This window comes from Synechococcus sp. CB0205, assembly GCF_000179255.1.
GTDB lineage: Bacteria > Cyanobacteriota > Cyanobacteriia > PCC-6307 > Cyanobiaceae > Vulcanococcus.
Window position 1 is genome coordinate 1 of record NZ_ADXM01000025.1, and the last position, 13748, is coordinate 13748.

Here is a 13748-nt window from a genome sequence, read left to right on the forward strand (position 1 = left end):
GGGCGGGTCACTTGATCCACGTGTCTCTGCCCACCACCGCGCTGATGGACGCCATCGATGCCGGCAGCCCCCTGTCGCTCAATGGCAAGACCATCGCCACCGTGGCGGACATCCCCCTGCCCCACGAGTTCTTTAACCAGGACCTGCTGGCTCAGCTGTTCCCCGGTTTCGGCGCTGGCATCAATGCCTTCTTCACCGGTAACTGGGCGGCCTACAGCGATTTCCTCACCTTTAAAGGTGGTCTGAATCCTGTGACCGGCAGCATGTGGATGAGCGACATCGCTCACCACCACCTGGCGATCGCCGTGCTCTTCATCGTTGCCGGTCACATGTACCGGACCAACTGGGGCATCGGCCACAGCATCAAGGAGATCCTCGAGGGCCAGAAGGGCGACCCCCTGCTCTTCCCCGCCAGCAAGGGCCACGACGGCCTTTACGAGTTCATGACCACCAGCTGGCACGCCCAGTTGGCTGTGAACCTGGCGCTGCTGGGCTCGCTGAGCATCATCGTTGCTCAGCACATGTACGCGATGCCTGCGTATCCCTACATCGGCATCGACTACCCCACGCAGCTGTCGATCTTCACCCACCACACCTGGATTGGTGGCTTCCTGATCGTTGGTGCTGGCGCCCACGCCGCCATCGCCATGATTCGCGACTACGACCCCGCCAAGCATGTGGACAACGTGCTCGACCGGGTGCTCAAGGCTCGCGATGCCCTGATCAGCCACCTGAACTGGGTGTGCATCTGGCTCGGCTTCCACAGCTTCGGCCTCTACATCCACAACGACACCATGCGTGCCCTGGGACGTCCCCAGGACATGTTCAGCGACTCCGCCATTGCCCTGAAGCCCGTCTTCGCGCAGTGGATCCAGGGTCTGCACGCTGCTGCAGCCGGTAGCACCGCTCCCAACGCCCTTGCTGGCGTGAGCGAAGTGTTCAACGGCTCCGTGGTTGCCGTCGGCGGCAAGGTGGCCGCCGGTCCGATCCCCCTGGGGACGGCCGACTTCATGGTCCACCACATCCACGCCTTCACGATTCACGTGACGGTGCTGATCCTGCTGAAGGGTGTGCTCTATGCCCGCAGCAGCCGTCTGGTTCCCGACAAGGCGAACCTCGGTTTCCGCTTCCCCTGCGACGGCCCCGGCCGTGGCGGTACCTGCCAGGTGTCGGCTTGGGACCACGTGTTCCTGGGCCTGTTCTGGATGTACAACTCCCTGTCGATCGTCATCTTCCACTTCTCCTGGAAGATGCAGAGCGACGTGTGGGGCACCGTCAATGCTGACGGCTCCGTCTCCCACATCACCAATGGCAACTTTGCCAATAGCGCACTGACCATCAATGGCTGGCTGCGTGACTTCCTGTGGGCTCAGGCCGCACAGGTGATCAACAGCTATGGCTCTGCCACCAGTGCCTATGGCCTGATGTTCCTGGGTGCCCACTTCGTTTGGGCGTTCAGCTTGATGTTCCTGTTCAGTGGCCGCGGCTACTGGCAAGAGCTGATTGAGTCCATCGTCTGGGCTCACAACAAGCTGAAGGTTGCTCCCGCCATTCAGCCGCGGGCGCTCTCCATCACCCAGGGCCGTGCCGTTGGTGTTGCCCACTATCTGCTGGGCGGCATCGCGACCACCTGGTCGTTCTTCCTGGCCCGCATCATTGCGGTCGGCTGACCTCTCCTGACCTTTCCCAATGGCAACGAAATTTCCTTCGTTCAGCCAGGGTCTGGCACAGGACCCGACAACCCGTCGTATTTGGTACGGGATCGCCACGGCTCACGACTTCGAGAGCCATGACGGAATGACGGAGGAAAAGCTTTACCAAAAGCTTTTCTCCACCCATTTCGGTCACCTCGCGATCATCGGCCTCTGGGTTTCGGGCAACCTGTTCCACGTCGCCTGGCAGGGCAACTTCGAGCAGTGGGTCGCCGATCCTCTGCATGTCCGTCCCATCGCTCACGCGATCTGGGATCCTCACTTCGGCCAAGGCGCCATCACTGCCTTCACCCAGGCAGGCGCCTCCTCCCCGGTGAACATTGCGTACTCCGGCGTGTACCACTGGTGGTACACGATCGGCATGCGCACCAACGCCGAGCTGTACCAGGGTTCCATCTTCATGATGATCCTGTCGGCTTGGGCCCTGTTCGCTGGCTGGCTCCACCTTCAGCCCAAGTTCCGGCCTTCCCTGGCCTGGTTCAAGAACGCCGAGTCCCGCCTAAACCACCACCTCGCGGTGCTGTTCGGCTTCAGCTCCATCGCTTGGGCCGGTCACCTGGTTCACGTGGCCATTCCCGAATCCCGTGGTCAACACGTGGGTTGGGACAACTTCCTGAACGTGCTGCCTCACCCGGCAGGCCTGGCTCCCTTCTTCACTGGTAACTGGGGCGTCTACGCCCAGAATCCCGACACCGCCTATCAGGTGTTTGGTACCTCAGAAGGCGCTGGCACCGCGATCCTCACTTTCCTCGGTGGTTTCCACCCCCAAAGTGAGGCCCTCTGGCTGACCGACATTGCCCATCACCACCTGGCGATTGGCTGTCTGTTCGTGATCGCCGGTCACATGTACCGGACCAACTTCGGTATCGGTCACTCGATCCGCGAGATCCTCGAGGCTCACAACCCCCCCAACGGCACCCCTGGTGACCTGGGCGCTGGCCACAAGGGTCTTTACGACACCATCAACAACTCGCTCCACTTCCAGCTCGGTCTGGCCCTGGCTTCCCTGGGCGTTGTGACCAGCCTGGTGGCGCAGCACATGTATTCGATGCCGTCCTACGCGTTTATCGCCAAGGACTACACGACGCAGGCTGCCCTCTATACCCACCACCAGTACATCGCCATCTTCCTGATGTGCGGTGCCTTCGCTCACGGTGCGATCTTCTTCATCCGTGACTACGACCCCGAGGCCAACAAGAACAACGTTCTTGCTCGGATGCTCGAGCACAAAGAAGCGATCATCAGCCACCTGAGCTGGGTCTCCCTGTTCCTCGGCTTCCACACCCTGGGCCTCTACGTCCACAACGACGTGGTTGTTGCCTTCGGTACCCCCGAGAAGCAGATCCTGGTTGAGCCCGTCTTCGCACAGTTCGTGCAGGCCGCCTCTGGTAAGGCCATGTACGGCTTCGACGTACTCCTCTCCAATGGCGCTAGCGCCGCTAGCAATGCCAGCGCCGCCTACATGGGCGGTTGGATGAACGCCATCAACGACGGTGGCAACGATCTGTTCCTGCAGATCGGCCCTGGTGACTTCCTGGTGCACCACGCCATCGCCCTGGGTCTGCACACCACCACCCTGATCCTGGTCAAGGGTGCTCTGGATGCCCGTGGCTCGAAGCTGATGCCCGACAAGAAGGACTTCGGCTACTCCTTCCCCTGCGACGGCCCCGGCCGTGGCGGTACCTGCGACATCAGTGCCTGGGACGCCTTCTACCTGGCTGTCTTCTGGGCCCTGAACACCGTGGGTTGGCTCACCTTCTACTGGCACTGGAAGCACCTCGCCATCTGGCAGGGCAACGTGGCTCAGTTCAACGAATCCAGCACCTACCTGATGGGCTGGTTCCGCGACTACCTGTGGCTCAACTCCTCTCAGCTGATCAACGGTTACAACCCGTTCGGCTCGAACAACCTCGCCGTCTGGGCCTGGATGTTCCTGTTCGGTCACCTGATCTGGGCCACCGGCTTCATGTTCCTGATCTCCTGGCGCGGTTACTGGCAGGAACTGATCGAGACCATCGTCTGGGCTCACCAGCGCACCCCGCTCGCCAACCTGGTGGGCTGGCGCGACAAGCCTGTGGCTCTCTCGATCGTTCAGGCCCGTGTGGTTGGTCTGGCTCACTTCACCGTGGGCTACTTCGTGACCTACGCCGCCTTCTTGATCGCTTCCACCTCTGGCAAGTTCGGCTGATCCATAGCGATCACGCGCACACTTGCATCCCTTGAGGGACGACCAAGCGCCCCCGGCTCAGCCGGGGGTTTTTTTTTGGCTTCTCTCGCGGTTTGGGGCCTGAGCTAAGGCTTCGCAGTCGGTCCGTTGCCGGCGAGTAGCCAGGCCAGTCCAGCAAGGATCAGCCAAGGCAGCGGCCTGAGTTCAAACACAGCAGCGCTGAGCACCAGCAGGGGCTGAAACAGCCATTGATGCAGGCTCAGCAGGACCACCAGTAGGAGGGGCAACCAAGCCATGGCCGCTTAGCTCAGGAGCTCTTGGGGCATCACAGCACCAGCGCGCAGCAAGCGCCAACCGCCTCCTGGCTCCAGTGCAATCACTGTGCTGGCCTGGCCCGAAGGCGCTGGCCAGGGTTCGGGGGCCAAGCGCAGCAACTGGGGGAATCGCGCCTGCACCTCTTCAGCGCTTGTGCAGGGGTCTTCTCCCGAGCGATTGGTGCTCGTGGTGGCGAGGGGTCCGCTCAATCGCAGTAGCTCTCGGGCCTGCTCGCAGGCCGGAACGCGAAGGCCCAGGGCTGATCCCCCCGGATTGAGTTGCTCCAGCCGCTCCCCTTCAGCCGGTACAACCAGCGTCAGGGCTCCGGGCCAGTGCTGTTCCATCAGCCGCAACCAGCTCGGTTCAGGCGTCATCCCCAGGTTGCTGAAGAGCTGTTCAGCATCAGCACCCATCAGGATCACCGGCTTGTTTTGAGGCCGCTCCTTGATTGTCCAGAGCAGCGAGGCGTGCTCTGGTCTGGTGGCCAGTGCCGGCAGGGTGTCCGTCGGGAAGACCCCGGCTTGGCCTTGCTGCAGTTCAGCGGCGAATTGACCGGCCTCAAGGGATTGGTTCATGGCCAGTTGTGCTCTGGTTGGAGCGGCCGCTGCGCCTTGGCGAAGCGCTGGATTCCCTCAAGGTCCTTGTGGGCCTGCACATTCACCAGTCCAGCCGCTTCGAGCAACTCCAGTACAGCCCTGCTCTGGTCGTAGTGATGCTCAAGCAGTAGCCATCCGCCTGGCGTCAGGCCAAGTGCTGCTCCTGCAGCAATGGTTCGCAGGGCCTCCAAGCCATCGCTGCCCCCATTGAGTGCAAGTTCGGGCTCGTGCTCACGCACCACAGGTTCGAGCTGCGCCCAGACCGCAGCCGGGATGTAGGGCGGGTTGCTCACCACCAGATCCAGCTGGCCCCACTGATCTCGGATCGCGTCCCACCAGTCACCTTCTCTGAAGTCCAGGCAGGCCGAGCCCAGGATTGCTTTGGCATTCCTCTCTGCCTGCCGCAGCGCTTCGGCAGAACGATCGACGGCGCACCCCTGGCCGTTTGGCAGTCCCTTCGCCAGAGCGATGGCGATGCAGCCCGAGCCAGTGCCGAGGTCCGCCCAGCGCGGGGCTGAACCCAGTTGATCCCCCTTGGCACAGTCCAAGGCCAGATCAACCAGCACTTCAGTTTCTTGCCGAGGGATCAGCACGCCTGGTGCGACTTCGAGTTCGATGTCCCTCCAGGGACAGCGGCCAACGAGGTACTGAAGGGGGATGGCCTGCTCGAGGTGTTGATTCCAGATCTGCTCGAGCGTGCCGAGGTCCTGCTCCAACTCAATCTTGGATTCGGGGTAGAGCCTGAGCGCCTGTAACTGCTGCCAGCGCAGCCCGCCTTTGAGATCGAGCAACCAATCGAGCGCGCTGCTCTCGCCTCCCTGGCCGAGCATCGCCTGTCTCCAGCTCAGCACTGCCTTAGCCGTGAGCATCTCAGCCATTGGATCAGCCTATGAAGCCCTGTCTCAGCAGGGATGCCACCACAGCCCCGGTGCGCTGCGTACCAATCCGGCCAGCTCCAGTTGCAGCAGCCGTTGACTGATTCCCACCGGGCTCAGTCGCAGTGAATGGGAGAGCTGCTCAAGCGTTGCACCCTGACCGAGGGCTCCCATGAGGGCCGCCTCGCGCTGCAGCAACGTCGCGTGCGCCCTTGGCATCGGCGGCCGAACTGGCTTGCTCCTCGGCCCAGATCCCAGATGCTTGACCAGGTCCGCTGGATCCAGCAGGGGCGTTCCCCCTCTGGCCAGCAGGCGATTGCTGCCTGCCGCACTGCTGCGTCCGGCATCGGCGGGGACGACCCAAAGTGGAATCCCTTGCGCCCATCCCAACTCCGCGGTGTGGAGTGCTGCGCTTTGCTGCGGGCATTCGACCAGGACCAGGGCCTGCACCAGGCCCACCTCCAGGCGTTGTCTCAAGCTGAAATGGGCAGCCCGTGATGCCGTCCCCTCAGGCCATTCGGAGAGCAGCAGCCCCTGGGCTGAGATGTCCTGTTGCAACCCGGCTAACCCCCGTGGCGATGACTGATTGATCGGTGTTCCAAGGACCGCCACCGGCGTTCCACCCGCCTGGAGGCAGCTTTGATGGGCCGCCGCCTGAATGCCCTCCGATAGCCCAGCCACCACCGGCCATCCCGCCTGCGCTAGGGCTCGGCCAATGGCCTGGGCCATGGCGAGCCCATGTTTCGACGGGCGCCGGGTTCCGAGGACGGCAACGGCGCGGCGCTGCCGCAGCGGAGCCCAGATGCTCCCTTGCCCGGCCCAATGCAGGGCCAGAGGTGGTTGATCGATCTCACCCAAAGTCCGTGGAAAAGCGGGATCTCCAGGCATGAGGCAGCGCTGGCCGCCCCACCGACGCCGTTCATTGGGGGTGGGTGGATCGCTCAGGGGGGCTGGCCCGAGCTGTTGGCGATAGAGCTCGATGCGCTGCAGATCTCTGGCGTTGATCTGCGTTCCGCTCAGGGCGTGTTCCAGCTCTTGGCCGGTTGCCTGCCAAGCCTGATGCAGGCTTCCAAACAGGACTTCGAGTTGCTCCAGCCGCCGCCGGCCCACACCGGGACAGCGGCTCCAGATCGATCGCCAGAGCCGGGAGGTCTCCCCCGAGTGGATCCTGAGGGTCCGCCCTCGGTCCTGGCTGGCGCAGAAGGGGGCATGAACGAGCTGACCCACCTGAATCGCTGCAGTACGTCTGTACTATAGCGAGACGGTTGAGTCTGGTTCTGGGCCTGCCCTGAGTTGCGCGAGGGCCTCGCGCAGATCTTCAGGTGCCCTGCGCAGCAATCGCCGCTGCCCTGGGCCTTGGCTGAGGTCCACCAGGACCAGCTCCACGCGCGCCTCGGCGGCGACGCTGCCGTCCGTCTTGATGAACTGGCTGCGCCAGGGCAGCTTGACCCCCTGTTGCGGCAGAACCCAGCTCACAACTTGTACGTGCTCGCCATGAAGGAGGGCTTGGCGGTAATCGATCTGCAGTGAGACAACCGGCAGTTCCAGGCCGCGCTCAGAGAGGGCGCTGTAGGCCAGTCCCGCCTGACGGAGGGCTTCGACCCGGGCTTCCTCAAGCCAGGCCAAGTAGCTGCCATGCCACATCACTCCGGCATGGTCGGTGTGTTGCGGCAGGACCGAGCGCTTGAGGCGCCAGGGGCGGTCATGTTGCTGCTCCGTCACGGTCTCTGGCACAAGTCGAGGTTGCGCGCAATTCAGCCATAGGCTGCCCCAACGCGCTCCTGGGATGTGTTTCGCAATCTTCTGATCGCCGATTCAGGCAAAGGTCACGTTGAGGAAATGGTGCGCATGCTGCGCGACATTCCAACCGTGCGTCAGGCCCGCATCAATCTGCTCCATGTCGTCGCTGAGCAGGCTGGTCAGGACTATGCCGAGCACTCCCAAAAAGCCGCTGGAATTGTTGCTGAAGCCGTTCAGCGGCTGGGGCTGAATCCTTCGGAGGTCAACACGATCATTCGCCAGGGCGACACCAAGCAAACGGTCTTGAAGGTGGCCGATGAGCTTGATGCCGACCTGATCGTGATGGGCTCGCGGGGCCTGGGCCGGCTCCAGTCGATCCTGAGCAACAGCGCCAGCCAGTACGTCTTCCAGCTCTCGACTCGCCCGATGTTGCTGGTGCGTGACGACCTTTATGTCCGTCACATCAACCGCGTGATGGTGGCGATCGATGGCACTGGCGTTGGCGACGATGCCCTGAAGCTGGGCTGTGAATTAGTGCGCGATGTGCCCGGCAGCAGCCTGCTCGGCGTTCACATCAGCCGCCAGGACATCGCGCCGTCCCGTGGCGGTTCAACCCCTGCCGACGAGTTGCTCGATAAGGCGGTCCAGCGCGCCCGCGGCTTTGGTGTGGAGATGAAGGCGATCCACGGGACCGGTGACATCGGACGCGGCTTCTGTCAGGCCGCTGAAGAGCACAAGGCTGACTTGGTCGTGATTGCTTCGCAGGACCGTCGTCCCCTGGTGGCCCGCGGGCTGGTCGATATCGATCGTCTGCTCGGGTCCTCGGTGAGTGACTACATCAGGGTCCATGCACCGGCGCCGGTTCTTCTGGTGCGCGAACCCGAAGGGCGTCAGTAGCCGCCTGCAGTCGCGGCTGACTCGAGTAAGAAGAAACCCCCTAGGACTCCAGGCCCTAGGGGGTTTTCGCTGTTCTGCTGCTGATTCAGAACTGAGACAAAGAAAACCCCGGATGCACCACATGGATGCGTCCAGGGTTTTTCGGAACCATTGAACTGGAGCGGTCAGCTCTGGCGGCTGCTGGTCTGGATGTACAGAACAATCAGGAACACCGTCGGAACCAGCACGAACATCAGGCTGGCGACGAAGCCGAGGTCGTTGGTTTCCATCGCAAAAGTCTTGAGCTCGGTGACCGTATCACCGCCAACGGGGCTTGATCAGGCCTCTTCATCCCTCGTTGTGCTTTCGGCGTCCTCAGCGGATTCCAGGCTGTCCTCGTCTTGGGGCTCCGGCTCGGGCCAGGCCGTGGGTCCGGCGGGTAGAGGGCTGGCTTTGGCCGCAGCGATGCGCGCCTCGGCGTCCCCAAAACGCACCTGGGGCCGGGTCAGCACCAGCACCGATTGTTGGACCAGGGTTTGGCAGGCCAGGCGCCAGGTCTGGGGACGGCGGCGCAGTTTCTGCTCCTCGACGGCGGTCCGGCCACTGAGGCTGCCGGGACTGCTTTCGCCCACCACATCAACAAAACAGGTGATGCACTGCCCGCAGCCGCCGCAGTTCCCGAGCTGTCCTTTCAGGCCATAGAGCTCAAGTCCCTCGCGCAGGGCGACCTCGCGCAGGTTCTCGCCCGGATAGCACTCCACATCCCGCCCCTCGCGAACAAAACGAATGAAGGGCATGGCTGGAGGTTCGGAATTCCTCCATTCTGAGGGAATGGATTGCGATTTGTAACCGCGCCGCCGCGGGTGGGGCCACGCCTTTGGGCCCCAGCGTCGTTTTCCCGTCACGGCACGTTTCAGCTCGGCGGCGATCAAAACGTTCCGTCAGCTGAACCCCTTACGATCGCGAGCACGGATCAAGTGTCTGCTGGCTTTCGCTGGCAAACCCTGATCGCGCTGACTTCCGATTTCGGTTTTCTGAAGCGGAAGGCTGGATTGTTTCCTCGGACCTGACCCCCATGGGATTGCCCTGGTATCGGGTGCACACGGTCGTGATTAACGACCCGGGCCGTTTGCTCGCCGTGCACCTCATGCACACTGCCTTGGTTGCTGGCTGGGCCGGCTCCATGGCGCTCTATGAGCTGGCCATCTTCGATCCCTCCGACCCGGTGCTCAACCCCATGTGGCGCCAGGGCATGTTCGTCATGCCGTTCATGGCTCGCCTGGGCGTGACGGATAGCTGGGGCGGCTGGAGCATCACCGGTGCCACCGGTGTTGACCCCGGCTTCTGGAGCTTCGAAGGTGTGGCAGCTGCTCACATCGTTTTTAGTGGCCTCTTGATGCTGGCCGCCATCTGGCACTGGACCTACTGGGATCTGGAGATCTGGCAGGACCCTCGCACTGGCGAGCCTGCTCTGGACCTCCCCAAGATCTTCGGCATCCACCTGCTGCTGGCTGGCCTTGGCTGCTTTGGTTTTGGTGCGTTCCACCTGACAGGTGTGTTCGGCCCCGGTATGTGGGTCTCTGACCCCTACGGCGTCACCGGCCACCTTGAAGCGGTTCAACCCTCTTGGGGACCTGAGGGCTTCAACCCCTTCAACCCCGGTGGCATCGTTGCCCACCACATCGCCGCAGGCATCGTCGGCATCATTGCCGGCATCTTCCACATCACCACCCGTCCGCCCGAGCGCCTCTACAAGGCTCTTCGGATGGGCAATATCGAGACCGTTCTCGCCAGCGCCATTGCCGCTGTGTTCTTTGCCGCCTTCATCGTGGCCGGAACCATGTGGTACGGCGCTGCAGCAACGCCGATCGAACTCTTTGGCCCGACCCGCTACCAGTGGGACCAGGGTTACTTCAAGACCGAGATCAACCGCCGCGTTCAGACCGCTCTGGACAACGGTGCCACCAAGGAACAGGCCTACGCCCAGATTCCTGAGAAGCTCGCCTTCTACGACTACGTCGGCAACAGCCCTGCCAAAGGCGGCCTGTTCCGCGTGGGTCCGATGGTGAACGGTGATGGCCTGCCCACCGGCTGGCTCGGACACGTGTCCTTCACCGATAGCCAGGGTCGTGATCTCGAGGTGCGTCGTCTGCCCAACTTCTTCGAGAACTTCCCTGTGGTTCTGGAAGACAGCCAGGGCATCGTCCGCGCTGACATCCCTTTCCGCCGCGCTGAAGCGAAGTACTCCTTCGAGCAGACCGGCGTGACCGCCACCGTCTATGGCGGCGCCCTCAACGGTCAGACCTTCACCGATCCTGCTGACGTGAAGCGCCTGGCTCGTAAGGCCCAGCTCGGCGAAGCCTTCGAGTTCGACCGTGAGACCTATCACTCTGACGGCACCTTCCGCAGTTCACCCCGCGGCTGGTTCACCTTCGGACACGCCTGCTTCGCGCTGCTGTTCTTCTTCGGTCACATCTGGCACGGTGCTCGCACCCTCTACCGCGATGTGTTCGCCGGTATCGACCCCGATCTCGGTGAGCAGGTTGAGTTCGGTCTGTTCCAGAAACTGGGAGACCGTTCCACCCGTCGTCTGCCGGAGGGCTACGTGCCCCCCGCCGGCACCACCCTCAGCTGAGCGCCTCGGAGGTAACTCATGGAAAGCTTTGCTTACATCCTGATCCTGGCGTTAGCCATTTCCACGTTGTTCTTCGCGATCGCCTTCCGCGATCCCCCGAAGATCGGCAAGTGATTTGACTCTCAGGAGTTCAACGACCCCCGCCAAAAGCGGGGGTTTTTTGTTGCTTGAACGCCGTGGCTTCCTTTAAGGCAATCTCATTTCGACTTGGCGTGATCTTGATTGACACCTGAGTCTCATGGGCTCGACCAGGGAGTTGGCCTGTTGCTTGGCAAGACCCAAGTTGCGGCAGCCCTTCTCAAAGGCAATTGTTCTGTCTAAACTTGAGCATCTTCTCGGGCGGAATCTCGGGCATGCAGTGCCCCTCCTGTCAGCACACCGATAGCCGCGTTCTTGAATCGCGTTCCGCGGACACCGGCCGGAGTGTGCGTCGCCGTCGGGAGTGCCTGAATTGCGAGTTCCGCTTCACCACCTACGAGCGGGTGGAGACGGCGCCGATCACGGTCTTGAAGCGCAGCGGCAATCGTGAGGCCTTCAACCGCAGCAAGTTGCTGCATGGTCTGCTGCGGGCTTGCGATAAAACCGGGCTCGAGCCCAGCCGTCTTGAGCTGGTCGTCGATGAACTGGAGTTGGAGCTTCAGGGCCGCACGGGCCGCGAAGTCTCCAGCAAGGACATCGGCGAATTAGCCCTGCAGCACCTGGCGGGGATGAGCGATGTGGCCTACATCCGGTTTGCCTCGGTCTACCGCCAGTTTCAGAGCGTTGCCGATTTCGTTGCCACCTTGGACGGTCTGAACCGCAAGCCCAAGGGCAAATCCTTGGCAGCGGTTGGTTAGAGACGCCTGAAGGGCCCGTCCGCAGCTGACCTCTATAGTTTTGGATTCCCCTGCGTCGGTGGCGGCTGACGCATCGGTTCCTTCGCGCTGCCTCGGGCAGTCCGCCGACTCTCCATGACCGTGACCCCTTCCGATCTCAACACCAGCGAGACCGACGTGGCCGTTGAGGCTGTCGATCAAGACGTGGTTGATGCTGCTGCTGAGCTCGATCTGGATATTCCGGAAGAGGTGCCTAGCGCCGACGACCCCAGCAGCCGTGCTGTGGCCCGTGATCTCGACGGCGTTGGCTTCACCCTGGATGAGTTCGCGTCGCTGCTGAGCAAGTACGACTACAACTTCAAGCCTGGCGACGTGGTGAAGGGCACCGTGTTCGCCATCGAGCCCAAGGGCTCGATGATTGACATCGGCGCCAAGACCGCCGCCTTCATGCCCATGCAGGAGGTGTCGATCAACCGTGTTGAGCACATCAGCGACGTGCTCGAGCCCGGCGAAGAGCGCGAGTTCTTCATCCTCAGCGAAGAGAACGAGGACGGTCAGCTCACCCTTTCCATCCGCCGGATCGAGTACCAGCGCGCCTGGGAGCGTGTTCGTCAGCTGCAGAAGGAAGACGCCACCATCTACAGCGAAGTGTTTGCCACCAACCGTGGTGGTGCACTGGTGCGTGTGGAAGGTCTGCGTGGCTTTATCCCCGGCAGCCACATCAGCACCCGCAAGCCCAAGGAAGAGCTGGTTGCTGAGTTCCTGCCCCTGAAGTTCCTTGAGGTGGACGAAGAGCGCAACCGCCTCGTCCTCAGCCATCGCCGCGCCCTGGTGGAGCGCAAGATGAACCGCCTGGAAGTGGGCGAAGTGGTCATCGGTACCGTCCGCGGCATCAAGCCCTACGGCGCCTTCATCGACATCGGCGGTGTCAGCGGCCTGCTGCACATCTCTGAGATCAGCCACGAGCACATTGAGACCCCTCACACGGTCCTCAATGTCAATGACCAGATGAAGGTCATGATCATCGACCTCGACGCCGAGCGTGGTCGTATCTCCCTCTCGACCAAAGCCCTCGAGCCCGAGCCCGGTGACATGCTCACCGATCCCCAGAAGGTCTTCGAGAAGGCTGAGGAAATGGCCGCTCGCTACAAGCAGATGCTGCTTGAGCAGGCTGAAGACGGCGAAATGGCTTACGAGTGAAGCTGAGCCATGGCTGAGCTCCTGTTGCGTGGCACGGAGCTTGGAGCCATTGATGCGGTGCTGTTCGACAAGGACGGCACCCTCAGCATCAGTGAGCCCCAGCTACTCACCCTGGCGGAAGCCAGGGTTTTTCTCTGTCTGGAGCTGGTCAGCTCCGAGCGGCGTGAGCCGCTCAAGGATTTGCTGCAACGGGCCTATGGCCTGCGTGCCGATTCCGTCTGTCCCGCGGGGATCACGGCGGTGGCTAGCCGCGATCACAACCTGATCGCGACGGCCACCGCCTTGGTTCAGGTCGGTCTGGGCTGGCCCGAGGCGCTGGCCCTGAGTGAGCGGGTCTTTGCCGAGGCTGATGCCGTGGATGCCCGCCGCTCCACGGATGCCCCGCTGCCCACGAGCGCGACGACCGAAGGCCTTCTGCCTTGGCTTGAGCAGTTGCGACTGGCCGGGGTGCGTTGCGCTGTGATCAGCAACGACGACATGGCCGGCATTGAGCACTTCCTCAGGGCCCATGGACTGCGGGATTACTTCTGCGGGCTCTGGAGCGCCGAGCATCGACCGCGCAAACCCGACCCGGCGGCGGTCCACGGGCTATGCGCGGAGCTCGGCGTTGAACCGCGCCGCTGCGCCCTGATCGGCGACGCCAACAGTGATCTGCGCATGGCCGTCGCTGCAGGGATTCCCCATCCCTTGGCGCTGGGTTACACAGCGGCCTGGCGCACGCCACCGCCCTTGGCGGAGCCACATCCGTTGGTGCATGCCTGGAGTGAGTTGAGCGTGCGTCGCTCCCCTAAGTTGGCCCCTACGCATTAGTGGTTTC

The 13748-nt window shown here is 62.6% G+C and carries 15 protein-coding genes; 8 read left to right on the plus strand and 7 right to left on the minus strand.

The annotated features are described in order from the left end of the window. Positions 1 to 1670, plus strand: a 1670-nt coding sequence (gene psaA / locus CB0205_RS0104170) for a photosystem I core protein PsaA (RefSeq protein WP_010314659.1), incomplete at its 5' end; no start/stop codon positions are given. 19 nt (positions 1671 to 1689) lie between these two features. Further along, complete coding sequence (psaB, locus tag CB0205_RS0104175) at positions 1690 to 3900, plus strand: photosystem I core protein PsaB (RefSeq protein ID WP_010314661.1); 2211 nt, start codon at positions 1690 to 1692, stop codon at positions 3898 to 3900. A gap of 104 nt (positions 3901 to 4004) precedes the next feature. On the opposite strand, the gene CB0205_RS15835 is transcribed toward psaB, so the two are convergent. The 5 genes from CB0205_RS15835 to CB0205_RS0104200 are packed head-to-tail and all read right to left on the minus strand — an operon-like array spanning position 4005 to position 7387. Further along, positions 4005 to 4175 carry a hypothetical protein gene (locus CB0205_RS15835; RefSeq protein WP_010314664.1) on the minus strand — a complete coding sequence of 57 codons (171 nt, stop codon included), beginning with the start codon at positions 4173 to 4175 and terminating at the stop codon, positions 4005 to 4007. A gap of 6 nt (positions 4176 to 4181) precedes the next feature. Further along, positions 4182 to 4769 (minus strand): L-threonylcarbamoyladenylate synthase, encoded by a 588-nt coding sequence (locus CB0205_RS0104185; protein WP_010314667.1) that lies wholly within the window; start codon positions 4767 to 4769, stop codon positions 4182 to 4184. After that, positions 4766 to 5668 carry a peptide chain release factor N(5)-glutamine methyltransferase gene (prmC, locus tag CB0205_RS0104190; protein WP_010314668.1) on the minus strand — a complete coding sequence of 301 codons (903 nt, stop codon included), beginning with the start codon at positions 5666 to 5668 and terminating at the stop codon, positions 4766 to 4768. The genes CB0205_RS0104185 and prmC overlap by 4 nt, the downstream gene beginning before the upstream one ends. Positions 5669 to 5692: 24 nt before the next feature. Next, positions 5693 to 6892: a DNA-processing protein DprA gene (locus tag CB0205_RS0104195; RefSeq protein WP_010314670.1), complete on the minus strand. Its 1200-nt coding sequence runs from the start codon at positions 6890 to 6892 to the stop codon at positions 5693 to 5695. Between the two features lie 24 nt (positions 6893 to 6916). Continuing rightward, positions 6917 to 7387, minus strand: coding sequence for a thioesterase family protein (locus tag CB0205_RS0104200; protein WP_043705422.1), 471 nt, complete (start codon positions 7385 to 7387; stop codon positions 6917 to 6919). A gap of 66 nt (positions 7388 to 7453) precedes the next feature. Between CB0205_RS0104200 and CB0205_RS0104205 the strand changes: the two genes are divergently transcribed. Continuing rightward, positions 7454 to 8302, plus strand: a complete 849-nt coding sequence (locus CB0205_RS0104205; RefSeq protein ID WP_010314673.1) for a universal stress protein — start codon at positions 7454 to 7456, stop codon at positions 8300 to 8302. A gap of 164 nt (positions 8303 to 8466) precedes the next feature. On the opposite strand, the gene psbM is transcribed toward CB0205_RS0104205, so the two are convergent. After that, positions 8467 to 8571: a photosystem II reaction center protein PsbM gene (gene psbM, locus CB0205_RS0104210; RefSeq protein ID WP_010314676.1), complete on the minus strand. Its 105-nt coding sequence runs from the start codon at positions 8569 to 8571 to the stop codon at positions 8467 to 8469. Between the two features lie 48 nt (positions 8572 to 8619). Beyond that, positions 8620 to 9078, minus strand: a complete 459-nt coding sequence (locus CB0205_RS0104215) for a 2Fe-2S iron-sulfur cluster-binding protein (RefSeq protein ID WP_010314678.1) — start codon at positions 9076 to 9078, stop codon at positions 8620 to 8622. A gap of 278 nt (positions 9079 to 9356) precedes the next feature. On the opposite strand from CB0205_RS0104215, the gene psbB reads away from it, so the two are divergent. The 5 genes from psbB to CB0205_RS0104245 all read left to right on the plus strand — a co-directional run bounded on the left by psbB (position 9357) and on the right by CB0205_RS0104245 (position 13741). Then, on the plus strand, positions 9357 to 10916 hold the full coding sequence (psbB, locus tag CB0205_RS0104225) for a photosystem II chlorophyll-binding protein CP47 (protein ID WP_010314680.1): 1560 nt from the start codon (positions 9357 to 9359) through the stop codon (positions 10914 to 10916). Positions 10917 to 10934: 18 nt separating this feature from the next. Then, positions 10935 to 11030 (plus strand): photosystem II reaction center protein T, encoded by a 96-nt coding sequence (locus tag CB0205_RS0104230; RefSeq protein WP_010314684.1) that lies wholly within the window; start codon positions 10935 to 10937, stop codon positions 11028 to 11030. A gap of 239 nt (positions 11031 to 11269) precedes the next feature. Continuing rightward, positions 11270 to 11752, plus strand: coding sequence for a transcriptional regulator NrdR (gene nrdR / locus CB0205_RS0104235; RefSeq protein WP_010314686.1), 483 nt, complete (start codon positions 11270 to 11272; stop codon positions 11750 to 11752). A gap of 114 nt (positions 11753 to 11866) precedes the next feature. Next, the gene (locus CB0205_RS0104240) at positions 11867 to 12931 is read left to right on the plus strand and encodes a 30S ribosomal protein S1 (RefSeq protein WP_010314689.1); all 1065 of its coding nucleotides are present in this window, start codon (positions 11867 to 11869) and stop codon (positions 12929 to 12931) included. A 9-nt stretch (positions 12932 to 12940) separates the two neighbouring features. After that, positions 12941 to 13741, plus strand: a complete 801-nt coding sequence (locus CB0205_RS0104245; protein ID WP_010314691.1) for an HAD family hydrolase — start codon at positions 12941 to 12943, stop codon at positions 13739 to 13741. Positions 13742 to 13748: the final 7 nt, after the last annotated feature.